This window comes from Bradyrhizobium sp. WBAH42 (assembly GCF_024585265.1).
Lineage (GTDB): Bacteria > Pseudomonadota > Alphaproteobacteria > Rhizobiales > Xanthobacteraceae > Bradyrhizobium.
The window spans coordinates 1,371,604-1,387,143 of record NZ_CP036533.1; the positions used below are offsets into that span (position 1 = coordinate 1,371,604).

The following is a 15,540-nucleotide window of genomic DNA, read 5'->3' on the forward strand; positions in this document are numbered from 1 at the left end:
GGAACCCAATGGAATATAACGGTCGCGAATCCGACCATCTGATGCTGATCACGCCGGAGCGCGTGTTTTATGCGGGCCTGCTCGGCCGTCCGCGCAAGCGGACCCCCGGTTGCTGTCACGTCTATGTCGCGGTGAAGGGCAATCTGCACCTCACCATCGACGACGTCCTCGCCACCGGCGAGCTGTTCGTCACCCTGCCGAACCAGCGGCATTCCATCGCCAGCGACTATCGTACCGTGATCAGCGTGACGCTGGAGCCGGAGAGCATGCCGGATGGCGTGATCGAGGCCTTGGCCGCGCGCTTGATCGGACCTGACAGGGCCGCCTATGCCCGCAAGATCCTCGCCGCCTATGCGCTGCTGCGCCAGCGCCGTTATGGCGACATCACCACCGCCGAGTTCGACGAGATGTGCTTCGGCGAGGCGCTGCCGCGCCGTGTGCTCGACCCGCGCATCTCGCGCGCCGTGGCCCGCATCGAGCGCTTCTCCGGCGAGCCGGTGACGGCGGACACCTGCGCCGCGGAAGCTGGCCTCTCGGCCTCGCGCTTCCTGCATCTGTTCAAGGAGGAGACCGGCATCTCGTTCCGCTCCTTCCGCGCCTGGAAGCGCGCGCGGCATCTGCTGCACTTCGCCAACCAGGATCTCAACCTCGCCCATCTCGCGCAGGACATCGGCTATCCCGATTCCACGCATTTCAGCCACTCGATCCGCCGCTTCTACGGCCTCAAGCCGCGCGCGATCTTCGTCGGCTCGCGGGATCTTGCGATCTATCGCAGCACCGAGACGGTGCGGATGGCGGAGGCATCGTAGCTTCGTAGGGTGGGTTAGCCGAAGGCGTAACCCACCAATTCTGTCTCTGCGAAGATCAAAGAGGTGGGTTACGCCTTCGGCTAACCCACCCTACGGATCTCCTTTCCCAGCTTCTCCGCGCAAGAAGCCGCATGTCGCGCGGCACATGATCGCCAGCGTTGAATTCTCAACGTGCGAGACATTGAACGCATGAGCGACAAGGCCGTCATCACCTGCGCGCTGAACGGCGTGCTCACCGACCCCAAGCAGCACAACGTGCCCGTGACGCCCGAGCAGATGGCGCGCGAGGCCAAGGCTGCGTTCGAGGCCGGCGCGTCCATCATGCACATCCATCTGCGCCAGCAGGCGCCGGGCAAGGGACATCTGCCGTCCTGGGAGGTCGCGGTCAGCAAGGAGATCCAGCAGGCGATCCGCGAAGCCTGCCCGGGCGTGATCATCAACCACACCTCGGGCGTGTCGGGGCCGAACTACTCCGGCGCGCTCGACTGCATTCGCGAGACCAGGCCGGAGATCGCCGCCTGCAATGCCGGCTCGCTGAATTATTTGAAGGTGAAGGCCGACAACAGCTGGGCCTGGCCGCCGATGATGTTCGACAATTCGGTCGAGAAGGTGAAGGACTATCTCGACGTCATGAACGCGGTCGGCACCATCCCCGAGTTCGAATGCTTCGACGTCGGCATCGTGCGTTGCGTCGGCATGTACACCCAAGTCGGCATGTACAAGGGCCCGCTTGAATACAACTTTGTGATGGGCGTCGCCTCCGGCATGCCGGCCGACCCTGAATTGCTGCCGATCTTGATCAAGCTGAAGCGTCCCGAGGCGCATTGGCAGGTCACCGCCATCGGCCGCGAGGAGATCTGGCCGCTGCACCAGCGCTGCGCCGAGCTCGGCGGTCACTTGCGCACCGGCCTTGAGGACACGTTCTACCTCGCCGACGGCAAGAAGGTGACGTCGAACGGTCAGCTCATCGAAGCCGTCGCCGCCTGCGCAAGGCGCGCCGGCCGCGAGATCGCGTCACCGGCCGAGGCGCGGAAGATCTTTGGGACGAACAGGTAGGTATCGCCTCACCCGTCATTGCGAGCGAAGCGAAGCAATCCAGAATCTCTCCGCGGATGCAGTCTGGATTGCTTCGTCGCTTCGCTCCTCGCAATGACGAGCAGGATCAAGTCATGTCCATTCTCGAAAACACCATTTCCCCGGGCAGCGCCAGCTACCATGCCAATCGCGACGGCATGCTCGGGCTGATCGACCGCATGCGCGCGCTGGAAGAGCGCACGCGCGCGGCCTCGGCCGCGGCGAAGGACCGCTTCCACAAGCGCGGCCAATTGCTGCCGCGCGAGCGCGTCGCGCTGGTGCTCGATCCCGGCGCGCCCTTCATCGAGCTGTCGACGCTCGCCGGCTACATGTTCGACGTGCCGGATGCGACCAAGAGCGTGCCGGGCGGCGGCGTCATCGCCGGCATCGGCTTCGTCTCGGGCATCCGCTGCATGGTCAGCGCCAGCGATTCCGGCATCGATGCCGGCGCGCTGCAGCCTTACGGCCTCGACAAGACGCTGCGGGTGCAGGAGCTCGCGCTGGAGAACAAGCTGCCTTATGTGCAACTGGTCGAAAGCGCCGGCGCCAATCTGCTGCGCTACCGCGTCGAGGATTTCGTTCGCGGCGGCAACATCTTTCGCAACCTGGCGCGGCTCTCGGCCGCCGGCCTGCCGGTCGTCACCGTGACGCACGGCTCCTCCACCGCGGGCGGCGCCTACCAGACCGGCCTCTCCGACTACATCGTGATGGTCCGCGGCCGCACCCGCGCCTTCCTCGCCGGGCCGCCGCTGCTGAAGGCCGCGACCGGCGAGATCGCGACCGAGGAGGAGCTCGGCGGCGCCGAGATGCATACGCAAATCTCCGGCCTCGGCGACTATCTCGCCGAGGACGATCGCGACGCGCTTCGCATCGCGCGCGAGATCATGGCGGCGATGGAATGGGAACGGCCGGGCAGGGCGGCTCTAGAGTTCAAGCCGCCGCGCTACGATCAGGACGAGCTGCTCGGCATCATGCCGATGGACCACAAGCGTCCGGTCGACATGAAGCAGGTGATCGCGCGCATCATCGACGATTCCGATTTCACCGAGATGGCGCCGAATTACGGCCCGGCCACCGTCTGCGGCCATGCCCGCATCGAGGGCCAGGCGATCGGCATCATCACCAACAACGGCCCGCTCGATCCCGCCGGCGCCAACAAGGCGACGCATTTCATCCAGGCCTGCTGCCAGACCCGCACGCCGATCCTCTATCTCAACAACACCACCGGCTACATGGTCGGCAAGGCCTATGAAGAGGCCGGCATGATCAAGCACGGCTCCAAGATGATCCAGGCGGTCACGTCGGCGACGGTGCCGCAGATCACCATCTATTGCGGCGCCTCGTTCGGTGCCGGCAATTACGGCATGTGCGGCCGCGGCTTCCATCCGCGCTTCTGCTTCTCCTGGCCCAACGCCAAGACCGCGGTGATGGGCGGCGAGCAGGCGGCCGAGACCATGGCGATCGTGACCGAGGCCGCCGCGGCGCGCCGCGGCAAGCCGATCGAGAAAGACAAACTGGATGCGATGAAGGCGCAGATCATCGGCGTGTTCGACGGGCAGATGGATGTGTTCTCCACCAGCGCCCGCGTGCTCGATGACGGCGTGATCGATCCGCGCGACACCCGCGCCGTGCTGTCGGAGGTGCTCGCGATCTGCCGCGAGAGCGATGCGCGCACGCCCCAGCGCATGCAATTCTCGGTGGCGCGCCCATGAGGAACGGATCAGTGCAGCAGCGGCCGTTCTTCAAGATCCTGGTCGCCAACCGCGGCGAGATCGCGCTGCGCGTGATGCGCAGTGCGCGGCAGCTCGGCCTTGGCGTCGTCGCGGTCTATTCCGATGCCGATCGCGATGCGCTTCATGTGAAGCAGGCCGATCAGGCCGTGCGCATCGGCGAAGCCCTGCCGGCGCAATCCTATCTCAACATTCCCGCGATCATTGCCGCGGCCAGGGCCAGCGGTGCGGATGCCGTTCACCCCGGCTATGGCTTCCTCGCCGAGAACGAGGCGTTTGCGCGCGCCTGCAAGGAAGCCGGCCTCGTCTTCATCGGCCCGTCGCCGCAGGCGATCGAGGCGATGGGCAACAAGGCCGGCGCCAAGGAGATCATGAAGAAAGCCGGCGTGCCGATCGTGCCCGGCTATCAGGGCGCTGAGCAGGGCGACGAGGTCATGCTCGCGGAAGCCAGAACGATCGGCTTTCCCGTGATGATCAAGGCGGTCGCCGGCGGTGGCGGGCGCGGCATGCGACTCGTCACCGATGCGGCATCATTCCCCGATGCGCTACGCAGCGCGCGGTCGGAAGCGAAGGCCGCGTTCGGCGATCCCACACTCATCCTCGAACGCGCCATCCAGAATCCCCGCCACATCGAGATCCAGGTGTTCGGCGACGGCCACGGCAATGCCATTCATCTCGGCGAGCGCGATTGCTCGGTGCAGCGGCGGCACCAGAAGCTGATCGAGGAGGCGCCATCGCCCGCGGTCACGCCGGAGCTGCGCGCGAAAATGGGCGAGGTTGCGGTCGCTGCGGTTAGGGCGTTGCGCTATGAGGGCGCCGGCACGCTGGAATTCCTGCTCGATCAAGGCGGAGCGTTCTACTTCATGGAGATGAACACGCGCCTCCAGGTCGAGCATCCCGTGACCGAGGCCATCACCGGGCTCGATCTCGTCGAGCTGCAGCTGCGCGTGGCGCGCGGCGAACCCCTGCCGGTGAAGCAGCAGGACATCAAGTTCTCCGGCCACACCATCGAGGTCCGGCTGTGCTCGGAAGATGCCGGGCACGACTTCATGCCGCAATCCGGCCGCATGGCACGCTGGCACGTGCCGGAGGGCATCCGCGTCGAGCACGCGTTGCAATCGGGCTCGGAGATTCCGCCGTTCTACGATTCCATGATCGCCAAGGTGATCAGCCACGGCGCCACGCGCGAGGAGGCGAGGGGGCGGCTGATCGTCGGCCTCGAGCAGCTCACCGCGTTCGGCGTAACCACGAACCAGGCGTTCCTGTTGTCCTGCCTGCGTCATCCCGGCTTTGCCAAGGGCGAAGCGACGACGGCGTTCATCGGCACGCATCGCGATGAATTGCTGGCGCCGCGCGCGGACGCGGCATTCGAGACGGCGCTGGCGGGCCTGCTGCTCTACATCACCAACCCGCGTGCACCGTCCTGGCAGGACGAGCGGAGCCTCGCCGCCACTTTTCCGCTGCCGGCGAAAATCGAGATTGCCGGCCACGCGCACGAGCTCGACATCACGCGCGAGCGCGACGGCAGCTACACCGTCGCCGCCGAAGGCCGCCAGGAGAAGTTCGAAATTGATCAACTCGATCCCGACGTCATCCGCTTCCGCCACGCTGGTGTGATGGACAGCGCCAAATTCCTGCGCGACGGCGATCTGCTGTACGTCCAGCACCGCGGCATCCCGCTCGCGGTCACCGATCTCACCCTCGCCGCGCCAAAAGCGGCCGCAAGCAATGGCGGCGACGGCAAGGTCCGCGCCGCCATGAACGGCCGCGTGGTCGCCGTGCTGGTCAAGCCCGGCGACCGCGTCACCGCCGGCCAGCCGGTGCTGACGCTGGAAGCGATGAAGATGGAGCACGTCCACAAGGCCGGCATCGACGGCGTGGTCAGCGCGATCGACGTCGCCGAAGGCGAGCAGGTGACGACGGGACGGATCGTCGCGGAGATCGGGGTTTAGTCGGTGCCGCGAGTTCCGCAATCGTAGCAATCGGTAGGGTGGGCAAAGGCGCAAAGCGCCGTGCCCACCATTCGTTTCGATCGGCAAAGAGGTGGTGGGCACGCTTCGCTTTGCCCACCCTGTACCCTTGTGGGGTTCGTGGCGGCCTTCGGATGTAGACTGGCCGTCCGGGCCGATCCGCCGGGAGCAGCCTTGTCCACCTGTGCCTCGAGCACCGACGTAGGAACCGCGCCCCGGCGGAAGATGCTGTCCAGGATGCCGAAGGCACCGGCAAAGCCGGCGCGCAGCGTCCTGGACTGCATCGAGCACGGCGCTACCATATTGCCCTATAAGGACGTTCCCCTTGACCAAGGGTAGGAGGTCCTACGGTACCTCTCGAAAGCCAAATTACAAATGATTTCAACAGAGTTATTGCATCACAAGAGCTTGCGCACAATTTCTATTGAACATTGTTCATTTCGCGGCTACAAATAATGAACGCTGTTCAATCAGCTTGGAGCCTCGCATGTTGCACGCCGATGACCCCGCCCAAGCGGCCACTGCCAGGCTGCCTTCAGTGTCCCGCCGTTTTGTATTGGGCGCGTTGCAAGCCCGCGAAAAATACCTGATCGGCGCATTCATCATCCTGATCCTGGCTGCGCTCTTTGCGCCCGCATTGCCCGCCTCCGCCTGGCACATCCCGCATTTCGTCGACGACCGCACCTGGCTCGGCGTGCCCAACGCCGGCGATGTGCTGAGCAATCTCGCCTTCCTCGCGATGGGCGTCTGGGGCTCGGAGCGGCTGCGGGCCCGCCATGATGCGCCAGTCGGTGCGAGCTGGTTCTTGGTGGGCCTGATCCTCACGTGCCTGGGCTCAGGCTTCTATCATCTCGATCCCGATCTGCCGCAACGGCTCGTCGCCGATCGTCTGGGCATGGCGGTCGCGTTCGCAGGATTTCTCGGCATCGCTGCCAGCGAGCGGATCAGTACGCGCGCAGGCGAAGCGGTGCTGGTGCTGACGATGATCGCCGGCCTGTTAGCTGCCTGGGTCGCACGCGAGAATCTCACGCCATGGGTGATCGTGCAGTTCGGCGGCATGGCGCTCGCCGTGGGGCTCGCGTTGACGCGTCCCCGGCCCGGCGCGCTTGGCGTGCCGCTCGGCGGCGTGATCGTCTTCTATGTGCTCGCCAAGCTTCTCGAGCTGGGTGATGTGACCGTGTTCGAAGCGACCGGGCACATGGTCTCGGGCCACACGCTCAAGCATCTCGCTGCCGCGCTCGCGGCCTGGCCGGTGATCCGGGCGCTGGGACCTAGGCCGTGTACGCACTAAGCGGCTGGCCGCCGGCCCCATACTTTCGGAGAAGCGGCAATCTCGCTGAGGGGCCAGAAGCGGACTAGTTCGACGGCACGACAATACGTTTATTCAATCACCTGATCCGCACGGGCGAGCAACGTTGGTGGAATCACGATGTTCAAGGCAGTAGCGGTCTTGACATTGACCACCAACTCGAACTTTGCCGGCTGTTGAATCGGAAGCTCGGCAGGTTTGACGCCTTTGATGATCTTATCGACGTATGCTGCGCCTCTCCTGAACAGGTCGACGAGGTCGGGGCCGTAGCTCATCAGCGCTCCCATTTCGGCCGCATCGCGATAACCAAAAATTGCCGCTAGTTGTGCCTCCCGCGCAGCATCAACGATATTACGCCGATACGTCCAAAGTAGCCCTTCTGGAAAAACAATGAGTCCCTCAACGTTTCCGCGAAGTGAACGGAATACAGTGTCGATCTCCTCCGCTCGGCGCACATCGTAAGCGCTGAGAGTAAGCTTTTGCAGTTGTGCTGCCTGCTTTACCGCATCAAGATAGAAACGGCTGCCGGGGTTGCCAGAATTCCAAAGCGCGGCAATTCGAGTGAGTTTAGGGGCTGCTTCGTGCAGAAGCTCGAGCATTTTAGCGTTTGTTTCCGGCGTGACCTCCAAAGAAAAGCCAGTCAAGTTGCCACCCGGATGAGAGATGCTGGCAGCAAGTCCGCCTCCTACGGGATTAACGACGGCAAGCGCGACGATTGGTATCTGTGCCGTAACCTTCTTGATAGCAACAGCTGGCGGATGGCCAGCCGTGACAATCACGTCGGGCTCACTCTGGACCAACTCGCGCGCTACGTCGTCATATTCGCTCTCATGCCCCGCCATCCAGCGGTATTGGATAGAAATGTTGCGCCCCTCACTATAACCTAACTCCTTCAATCCTTGCCTGAGGGACTCGGCAAGAGGGTTCGGGCCAGCCGCAACCGAAAAGAAAACAACTCGCCATCCCTTTCCTGATCTCTGCGCCCTAACCGATCGCGGCGCAAGCACCGAGATAATTCCGCTTGCAACGAGGCCTCGTCTATCGATCATGCGACGCTCCCCCTGAAGGTGCGTTACGCCTTTGCAACGGCAGGATACTCGCTTACGCCGCCCGTGACCCGCGAAACAAGGTCGCAGCGAGGAGGAGGTCAGCCGTGATATCCGCTTCGGGTCAAAAGCGCTAACGCTCTGCCCAGCAGAAGACTTCCACTCTTCCCTTCGGAGCCGACTTTGCTTTTATGAGGACACGCCCTGCTGGCTCCGTCCCGTCCCGTCATTGAGCAGGCACGCCACCTGATGCCCAACACCGGCATCCAGCAGGGCCGGCCGCTCCGTCTTGCAGCGCTCCATCGCAAACCGGCAGCGGGTGTGAAATGCGCAGCCCGAGGGCGGGTTGACCGGGCTCGGCACGTCGCCGTCGACCAGCGGCGCGAGCTTCTTCGCCAGCGGATTGGCGATCGGCACCGAGGCGAGCAGGGCCTGCGTGTAGGGATGCCTGGGATTGCGGAACAGCTCGTCCTTGTCGGCGATCTCGACGATGCGGCCGAGATACATCACGGCGACGCGGTGGCTGATATGGGCGACCACGGCGAGGTCGTGCGCGATGAAGAGATAGGAGAAGCCGTGCTGCCGCTGCAGGTCGATCAAAAGGTTGATGACCTGCGCCTGGATCGAGACGTCGAGCGCGGAGACCGGCTCGTCGCAGACGATCAGGCGCGGCCCCAGCGCCAGTGCGCGGGCGATGCAGATGCGCTGGCGCTGGCCGCCGGAGAATTGATGCGGAAAATTGCGCATCTGGTCGGGCCGCAACCCCACCTGCTCGAACAATGTTGCGACCCGCGCTTCCAACTCCTTGCCGGTGGCGAGCCCGTGCACGGCGAGCGGCTCGCCGACGATGTCGCCCGCGGTCATGCGCGGATTGAGCGAAGCGAAAGGATCCTGGAACACGATCTGCATCGAGCGGCGGTGCGGGCGCAGCGCCGTCTTGGAAAGATGCGTGATGTCCTCACCGTCGAGACGGATCTGACCCGAGGTCGGCTCGACCAGCCGCAGCACGCTGCGCGCCACCGTGGACTTGCCGCAGCCGGATTCACCGACGAGGCCGAGCGTCTCGCCGGTGCCAAGCGCGAACGAGACGCCATCGACCGCATGCACGGTGCCGACCTGCCTTCGCAGCACGCCGGCGCGCACGGGGTAGTGCTTTTTGAGGTCGGTGACTTCGAGCAGCGCCTCGGTCATGCCACCTCCGCGACTTCTTCGGCGCGCCAGCAGGCGGCGAGATGGCCGCCGCCCCAGTCCGCCAGCGGCGGATATTCGGCTTCGCAACGTTTGATGGCGAGCTTGCAGCGCGGCGCGAAGGCGCAGCCTTGCGGCAGGCGCACCAGCGACGGCACCGTTCCCGGGATTTCGTTCAGCCGCGCCGGCGCGGCGACACCGGAGGCCGGCACGGCCGGGATCGAGGCCATCAGTCCCCGCGTATAGGGATGCTTCGGCGCGGCGAACAGCGCTTCGACGCCGGCTTCCTCGACCTTCCGCCCCGCATACATCACGATCACGCGTTGCGCGGTCTGCGCGACGACGCCGAGATCGTGCGTGATCAGCACGAGCCCGGTGCCGAGCTCCTTCTGGAGGTCGAGGATCAGCGCCAGGATCTGCGCCTGGATGGTGACGTCGAGCGCGGTGGTCGGCTCGTCCGCGATCAGGAGCGCCGGCCGGCACGCGAGCGCCATCGCGATCATCGCGCGCTGGCGCATGCCGCCGGAGAGCTGATGCGGATATTCGCGCGCCCGACGCGCCGGTTCGGGAATGCGCACCAGCCGCAGCATCTCGACCGCGATGCCTTGCGCCTCTTTGGACGATATATTCCGGTGCAGCCGCACCGCCTCGACGATCTGGTCGCCGATCCGCATCACCGGATTGAGCGAGGTCATCGGCTCCTGAAAGATCATGGAGATGCGGTTGCCCCTGACCGCGCGCATCTCTGATTCATCCAGCGCCAGCAGGTCGGTGCCTTCGAGCGAGACCGAGCCGCCGACGATGCGGCCGGGCGGATCGGGCACGAGGCGCATCAGCGATAGCGCGGTGACGCTCTTGCCGCAGCCTGATTCGCCGACGATCGCCAGCGTCTCGCCGCGCTTGACGCTGAAGGAGAGGTCGTCGACCGCCTTGAACAGGCCGGAATTGGTGAAGAACACCGTCTTCAGGTTCTTCACATCGAGCACGAGATCGGTCTTGTCTGCCATCAGCCGCGCTGCCTCGGATCCAGGATGTCGCGCAGGGCGTCACCGAACAGATTGGCGCCGAACACAGCGAGGCTGATCGCGATGCCCGGGAAGATCACCAGCCACGGCGCGGTGCGGACATACTCGGCGGCGGATTCGGACAGCATACGCCCCCAGGACGGATAGGGCTCGGGAATGCCGAGGCCTAGGAAGGACAGCGACGCCTCGGTCAGGATGGTCGAGCCGAGCTGCGCCGTCGCCAGCACGATCAGCGGCGCCAGCGTGTTCGGCAGCACGTGGCGCAGCGCGATCCGCATCTCGCTCATGCCGATCGACTTGGCGGCCTCGACGAATGGCTGCTCGCGCAGCGCCAGCGTGTTGGCGCGGATGACGCGCGCCACCGTCGGGATCAGCGGAATGGCGATGGCGATGATCACGTTCGGCAGCGACGGCCCGAGCGCGGCCGTCATCACCAGCGCCAGCACCAGCAGCGGCAGCGCCTGCAGCACGTCGGAGACGCGCTGGAACACGAGATCGACCCAGCCCGAGAGATAGCCGGAGGTGAGGCCGACGATCACGCCGATGGTGCCGCCGAGCACGGTCGAGCCGATGCCGACTGCGAGCGAGATCCGCGCGCCGTGGATGATGCGGCTGAACACGTCGCGGCCGAACGAATCGGTGCCCATCCAGTGCGCCAGGCTCGGGCGCGCCAGCGCGCGGGCGGAATCCACCGTCAGCGGATCGTAGCGCGCGATGACATCGGCGAAGATCGCCGTCAGCACGAACGCCGTCATGATGACCAGCCCGGCCGCGCCCAGCACGTGCCGCTGCGCCATGAACAGCACGCGCCGCCAGCCCCCGGTCGCATGCGCCCCGGCCCGCCTCAGTTCAACGTCGAAATCAATGGCGGCCATATGCCTCTCCGCGGGGAGAAACACCTCTCCCCATCGGGGAGAGGTCGGCGCGTAGCGCCGGGTGAGGGGGCTCAGGTCTCAAGACGGAGTGTAACCCCTCACCCGGATTGCATCTTCCGATGCAATCCGACCTCTCCCTATAGGAGAGGTAGAGCACCGCCGTCGCGTCAGATTGTTCCAACCTCATGCTTTTAATCCGTGTACCTGATCCGCGGATCGAACACCGCATAGAGCATGTCGACGGTGAAATTGGCGAACACCACCACGACCGCGATGAACATCACGAGGTTCTGCACGATCGGATAGTCGCGCCAGCGGATCGCCTCCACCAGGAAGCGCGCGACGCCGGGGATGTTGAACACGGTCTCGGTGACGATCAGGCCGCCGATCAGGAACGCCGCCTCGATGCCGATCACGGTGATCACCGGCAGGATCGCGTTCTTCAGCGCGTGGTGATAGTTCACGGCCGCATCGGAGGCGCCCTTCGCGCGGGCGGTGCGGATGTAATCCTGCCGCAGCACCTCCAGCATCGAGGAGCGCGTGATGCGCATGGTCAGCGCCGCGCTGCGGAAGCCGACGGCGGCGGCCGGCACGGCGTAGGTCGCGAACGCCTCGAGCCAGGTCTTCGGATTCGGATTGAAGATCGGCATCTGGCCGAACATCGCCACCGACGCGGTGAGGATCAGAAGGCCGAGCCAGAACGAGGGCAGCGACAGGCCGCTGAGGCTGACGACGCGAAGCGCATAGTCGAGCTTCGTCCCCTGCTTCACCGCGCTGATGACGCCCAAGGGAATGCCGATGGACGCCGAGAACAACAGCGCGAGGCCGGCAAGCCGCGCCGTGATCGGAATCCGCGGCAGGATCTCCTGCAGCGCCGGCTTCTCCGAGACATAGGAATAGCCGAAATCGCCGCGCAGGAAGCCGCCGATCCAGTGCAGATATTGCGTCACCAGCGGCTGGTCGATGCCGAGCTGCTTCTCCAGCTCCGCCTTGTCGGCGGGATCGACGTAGCCGGCGGCGGCGAACAGGATGTCGACGATGTTGCCGGGCACGATGCGCAGCAGGAAGAAGATGACGATCGAGATCCCGAACAGGGTCACGAGCATCAGGAACAGGCGCCGCACCAGATAGGCAAACATGCATCGCCCTCCGCGCTACTCGTCAAGCTCGCGCTACTTGTCGAGCCACACATCCTCGTAGCGGAAGCCGTTGTAGGAGCTGTTCGACATGATCGTGACGCCCTTGACATAAGGCTGCCAGCAGGTGCCGGCGCGGGCATGGAAGATGATCGGGCGGGCGACGTCCTCCTGCAGCTTCTTGTCGATGTCCCACACCAGCGGCCTGCGCTTGGCGAGGTCGGTCTCCTGCGACTGCACGTCGAACAGCTTCTCGATCTCCTTGTTGCAATAATTGGTGTAATTCCGTTCCGAGCCGCAGGAATAGTTCTCGTAGAACGACTGGTCGGGATCGTCGACGGAATTGCCGGTCAGGTTGAGGCCGAGCATGTAATCCTTGCGCGCGACCTTCGGGAACCAGTTCGCGGTTTCGACGACGTCGAGCTCGCCGTCGATATAGATGGTCTTGAGCTGGTCGATCAGGATCACGGCGGGGTCGCGATATTCCGCGATGTTGCGTGTCGAGACTTTCACGTTGAGGTGCTTGTCCGGACCGTAACCCGCCTTCTGCATCAGCTTCCTGGCTTGCTCGCGGTTGGCGTTGATGTCCCGGCCATAGCCCGGAATGGTCTCCAGCTTCTCCTTCGGCATGCCCCAGATGCCCTGCGGCGGCGGCAGCATGGTGCCGCCGATGTCGCCCTGGCCTTCGAACAGGATGTCCACGAACGCCTTGCGGTCGAGCGCGAGCGACATCGCGCGGCGGATGTCGATGTTGTCGAACGGTGCCGAGGTCGAATTGACGATGATGTTGGTCGAGACGTTGGTCGGCTCGACGACGCAGGTCGCGTTCGGCGCCTGCGACTTGATGTCCTTCAGCAGCGGGATCGTGATGTGCGTCGGAAAGGTCATGTCGAACTTGCCGGCGACGAAGGCCAGGATCGCGGTCGAGCGGTTGGTGATGATGGTGTACTCGACGCCGTCGAGATAGGGCAGGCCCTTCTTCCAATAGTCCGGATTGCGCGTCAGCTTGATCGATTCATTGGCCTTGAACTCGACGAACTTGAACGGCCCGGTGCCGATCGGATGGGTGCGCATGTCCCCCGGCGAGACGTGACAGGGATAGACCGGCGTGTAGCCGGAGGCGAGCATCGCCAGCAGCGAAGGCTGCGGCCGCTTCAGGTCGAAGGTGACCTCGAATTCGCCGTTCGTCGTGACCTCGTTGACCTCGCTGTACCAGGCCTTGCGCGGATTCTGCCGCAGCTTCTGCTGCGACTTGCCCATCAGCAAATCGAAGCTGCACTTGACGTCGGCCGAGGTGAACGGCTTGCCGTCGTGCCATTTCACGCCCTGGCGCAGCTTGAACGTCAGCTTCTTGTTGTCGCTGCTCCAGGACCAGCTTTCGGCCAGCTCCGGCCGCAAAGTATCGGGGCTGTTCTGCGCGATGTGCTGATCGTAGATGAGGAGATTGTTGAACACCCCCATGAACGGCACGTTGATCGAATAGGTCGCGCCTTCGAGGATGGAGGCGTTGGCCGGGCTGTCGCGGTGATACATCCGCAAGATGCCGCCCTGTTTGGGCTCGCCGGCGAGCGTGACGGTCGAGGCCGTCAGCACAGATAGCGCCGCCATTGCGGCGAGCGCCCACACGCTCCGCATGCTCATCCTCCCTGGACCTCGGCCTTTGCGGCCTGTTTGTCCGGACGATAGCACGCAAGCGGGCGGAGGCAACCGCTAAGGCCACATGCCGCCTCGACAATTCGGATGACGGAAGGCCGCAGGGTGTTCATCGTCTCACGATGAGAGTGCGGTTGCGAAGAGCGCGCGCGCCGAGCGCCGTCACACGATCCGCGAGGCCTTGTTCCCCCAGTACCGGTCCCGCAGCAGCCGCTTGTACAGCTTGCCGGTCGGCAGCCGCGGCAATTCCTTCTCGAAATCGACCGAGCGCGGCACCTTCTGCCGCGATAGCGATTTGGCGCAGAACGCGATCAGCTCTTCGGCGAGCGCCGGCCCCGGCACCACGCCCGGCATCGGCTGCACCACCGCCTTCACCTCTTCGCCGAGATCGGCATTGGGCACGCCGAACACGGCGGCGTCGGCGACCTTGGGGTGGGTGATCAGGAGATTCTCGCATTCCTGCGGATAGATGTTCACCCCGCCGGAGATGATCATGAAGGTGGCGCGGTCGGTCAGGTACAGGAAGCGGTCGGCATCGACATAGCCGACGTCACCGACCGTGCTCATGCTGCCATCGGCAGAGCGCGCCTCCTTGGTCTTCTCCGGGTCGTTGAAATATTCGAACGGCGTTGCCGTCTTGAACCAGACCTGGCCGGGCGTGCCGGTCGGGCATTCCCGCATGTTCTCGTCGAGGATATGCAAATCCCCGAGCAGCACCTTGCCGACGGTGCCGCGATGCGCCAGCCATTCCTCGCTGTTGCAGGCGGTGAAGCCGAGGCCTTCGGTGGCGCCGTAATATTCGTGGATGATCGGTCCCCACCATCTGATCATCTCGTCCTTGACCTGCGGCGGGCAGGGCGCGGCGGCGTGGATCGCGATCTCCAGCGAGGACAAATCGTAGCGCTTGCGCACCTCCTCCGGCAACTTCAACATGCGCGAGAACATCGTCGGCACCAGCTGCGTGTGGGTGATGCCCCATTGCTCGACCAGCTGCAGGTAACGCTCGGGATCAAAGCTCTCCATGATGATCACGGTGCCGCCCATGCGGATCGTGAGGTTCACGGCAGCCTGCGGCGCGGAATGATAGAGCGGCGCCGGCGACAAATAGACCATGCCTTCGCGGTAGTGCCAGAGCCGCAACAGGAACTCGAACAGCGGCAGATTGTGCTTCGGCGGCTCCTCCGGCAGCGGGCGCAAAATGCCCTTCGGCCGTCCCGTCGTGCCGGAGGAATAGAGCATGGCGGTGCCGAGCCATTCGTCTTCGATCGGCGTTGCCGGCAGACCGGCGGTCACCTCCGATAGGCCAACGATGCGCTCGCTCTCGCCCGGGCCATCGGCGACGATGCAGAGCTTGATGTCAGGGCAGGCCTGGATCGCCTCGCGCACGATGGCGAGCTTGGCCATCGACGTGATCAGGATCTTCGACTGGCTGTTGACGAGCAGATAGGCGAGCTCGCCCGGCGTCAGGAAGGAGTTGATGCAGGTGTAGTAGAGGCCGGCGCGCTCGCCCGCGCCGCAGGCTTCGAGATAGCGCGCGTTGTTCTCCATGAAGATCGAACAATGGTCGAGCCGCCTCAAGCCGTGCTTGCGGAACAGATGCGCCAGCCGATTGCTGCGCGCCTCCAGCTCGCGATAGGTGACGGCTTCGCCCGTCGCCGCCATGATGAAGGCGGGCTGCAGCGGGCGCAGGCGGGCGTGTGTACCTGTGTACATCGATCCTCCGGC

Annotated in this window: 12 protein-coding genes; 5 read left to right on the top strand and 7 right to left on the bottom strand. The window is 64.7% G+C overall.

Annotated elements, in window-relative coordinates:
- The first annotated feature begins 8 nt into the window (after positions 1-8).
- The 5 genes from DCG74_RS06400 (at position 9) to DCG74_RS06420 (ending at position 6,874) form a co-directional block, all read left to right on the top strand.
- Positions 9-809: a helix-turn-helix domain-containing protein gene (locus tag DCG74_RS06400; protein ID WP_172788859.1), complete on the top strand. Its 801-nt coding sequence runs from the start codon at positions 9-11 to the stop codon at positions 807-809.
- 189 nt (positions 810-998) lie between these two features.
- Positions 999-1,865, top strand: a complete 867-nt coding sequence (locus DCG74_RS06405; RefSeq protein ID WP_172788858.1) for a 3-keto-5-aminohexanoate cleavage protein — start codon at positions 999-1,001, stop codon at positions 1,863-1,865.
- 113 nt (positions 1,866-1,978) lie between these two features.
- Positions 1,979-3,595, top strand: coding sequence for an acyl-CoA carboxylase subunit beta (locus tag DCG74_RS06410; protein WP_172788857.1), 1,617 nt, complete (start codon positions 1,979-1,981; stop codon positions 3,593-3,595).
- Positions 3,592-5,565 carry an acetyl-CoA carboxylase biotin carboxylase subunit gene (locus DCG74_RS06415; protein WP_172788856.1) on the top strand — a complete coding sequence of 658 codons (1,974 nt, stop codon included), beginning with the start codon at positions 3,592-3,594 and terminating at the stop codon, positions 5,563-5,565. Before DCG74_RS06410 ends, DCG74_RS06415 begins: the two co-directional genes overlap by 4 nt.
- A gap of 505 nt (positions 5,566-6,070) precedes the next feature.
- Positions 6,071-6,874, top strand: a complete 804-nt coding sequence (locus DCG74_RS06420) for a hypothetical protein (protein ID WP_172789676.1) — start codon at positions 6,071-6,073, stop codon at positions 6,872-6,874.
- Between the two features lie 89 nt (positions 6,875-6,963).
- Here DCG74_RS06420 and DCG74_RS06425 read toward each other — a convergent pair whose 3' ends face one another.
- From DCG74_RS06425 to DCG74_RS06455, 7 genes are all read right to left on the bottom strand, one after another.
- Positions 6,964-7,941, bottom strand: a complete 978-nt coding sequence (locus DCG74_RS06425) for an ABC transporter substrate-binding protein (protein WP_172789677.1) — start codon at positions 7,939-7,941, stop codon at positions 6,964-6,966.
- 186 nt (positions 7,942-8,127) lie between these two features.
- Positions 8,128-9,129, bottom strand: coding sequence for an ABC transporter ATP-binding protein (locus DCG74_RS06430; protein ID WP_172789678.1), 1,002 nt, complete (start codon positions 9,127-9,129; stop codon positions 8,128-8,130).
- Entirely contained in the window at positions 9,126-10,133 is a 1,008-nt protein-coding gene (locus tag DCG74_RS06435) for an ABC transporter ATP-binding protein (RefSeq protein WP_172789679.1), read from the bottom strand. The genes DCG74_RS06430 and DCG74_RS06435 overlap by 4 nt, the downstream gene beginning before the upstream one ends.
- Complete coding sequence (locus DCG74_RS06440) at positions 10,133-11,026, bottom strand: ABC transporter permease (RefSeq protein WP_172789680.1); 894 nt, start codon at positions 11,024-11,026, stop codon at positions 10,133-10,135. Before DCG74_RS06440 ends, DCG74_RS06435 begins: the two co-directional genes overlap by 1 nt.
- A 191-nt stretch (positions 11,027-11,217) precedes the next feature.
- A complete protein-coding gene (locus DCG74_RS06445; protein ID WP_172789681.1) occupies positions 11,218-12,165 on the bottom strand; it encodes an ABC transporter permease in 948 nt (315 codons plus the stop codon).
- A 33-nt stretch (positions 12,166-12,198) separates the two neighbouring features.
- A complete protein-coding gene (locus DCG74_RS06450) occupies positions 12,199-13,797 on the bottom strand; it encodes an ABC transporter substrate-binding protein (RefSeq protein WP_172789682.1) in 1,599 nt (532 codons plus the stop codon).
- A 180-nt stretch (positions 13,798-13,977) separates the two neighbouring features.
- Complete coding sequence (locus DCG74_RS06455; RefSeq protein ID WP_172789683.1) at positions 13,978-15,528, bottom strand: AMP-binding protein; 1,551 nt, start codon at positions 15,526-15,528, stop codon at positions 13,978-13,980.
- Between the last annotated feature and the right edge of the window lie 12 nt (positions 15,529-15,540).

Bases quoted from the DNA above. Each gene is read 5' to 3' on its own strand.
- DCG74_RS06400 (WP_172788859.1), top strand. From the start codon at position 9: ATGGAATATAACGGTCGCGAATCCGACCATCTGATGCTGATCACGCCG.
- DCG74_RS06405 (WP_172788858.1), top strand. From the start codon at position 999: ATGAGCGACAAGGCCGTCATCACCTGCGCGCTGAACGGCGTGCTCACC.
- DCG74_RS06410 (WP_172788857.1), top strand. From the start codon at position 1,979: ATGTCCATTCTCGAAAACACCATTTCCCCGGGCAGCGCCAGCTACCAT.
- DCG74_RS06415 (WP_172788856.1), top strand. From the start codon at position 3,592: ATGAGGAACGGATCAGTGCAGCAGCGGCCGTTCTTCAAGATCCTGGTC.
- DCG74_RS06420 (WP_172789676.1), top strand. From the start codon at position 6,071: ATGTTGCACGCCGATGACCCCGCCCAAGCGGCCACTGCCAGGCTGCCT.
- DCG74_RS06425 (WP_172789677.1), bottom strand. From the start codon at position 7,941: ATGATCGATAGACGAGGCCTCGTTGCAAGCGGAATTATCTCGGTGCTT.
- DCG74_RS06430 (WP_172789678.1), bottom strand. From the start codon at position 9,129: ATGACCGAGGCGCTGCTCGAAGTCACCGACCTCAAAAAGCACTACCCC.
- DCG74_RS06435 (WP_172789679.1), bottom strand. From the start codon at position 10,133: ATGGCAGACAAGACCGATCTCGTGCTCGATGTGAAGAACCTGAAGACG.
- DCG74_RS06440 (WP_172789680.1), bottom strand. From the start codon at position 11,026: ATGGCCGCCATTGATTTCGACGTTGAACTGAGGCGGGCCGGGGCGCAT.
- DCG74_RS06445 (WP_172789681.1), bottom strand. From the start codon at position 12,165: ATGTTTGCCTATCTGGTGCGGCGCCTGTTCCTGATGCTCGTGACCCTG.
- DCG74_RS06450 (WP_172789682.1), bottom strand. From the start codon at position 13,797: ATGCGGAGCGTGTGGGCGCTCGCCGCAATGGCGGCGCTATCTGTGCTG.
- DCG74_RS06455 (WP_172789683.1), bottom strand. From the start codon at position 15,528: ATGTACACAGGTACACACGCCCGCCTGCGCCCGCTGCAGCCCGCCTTC.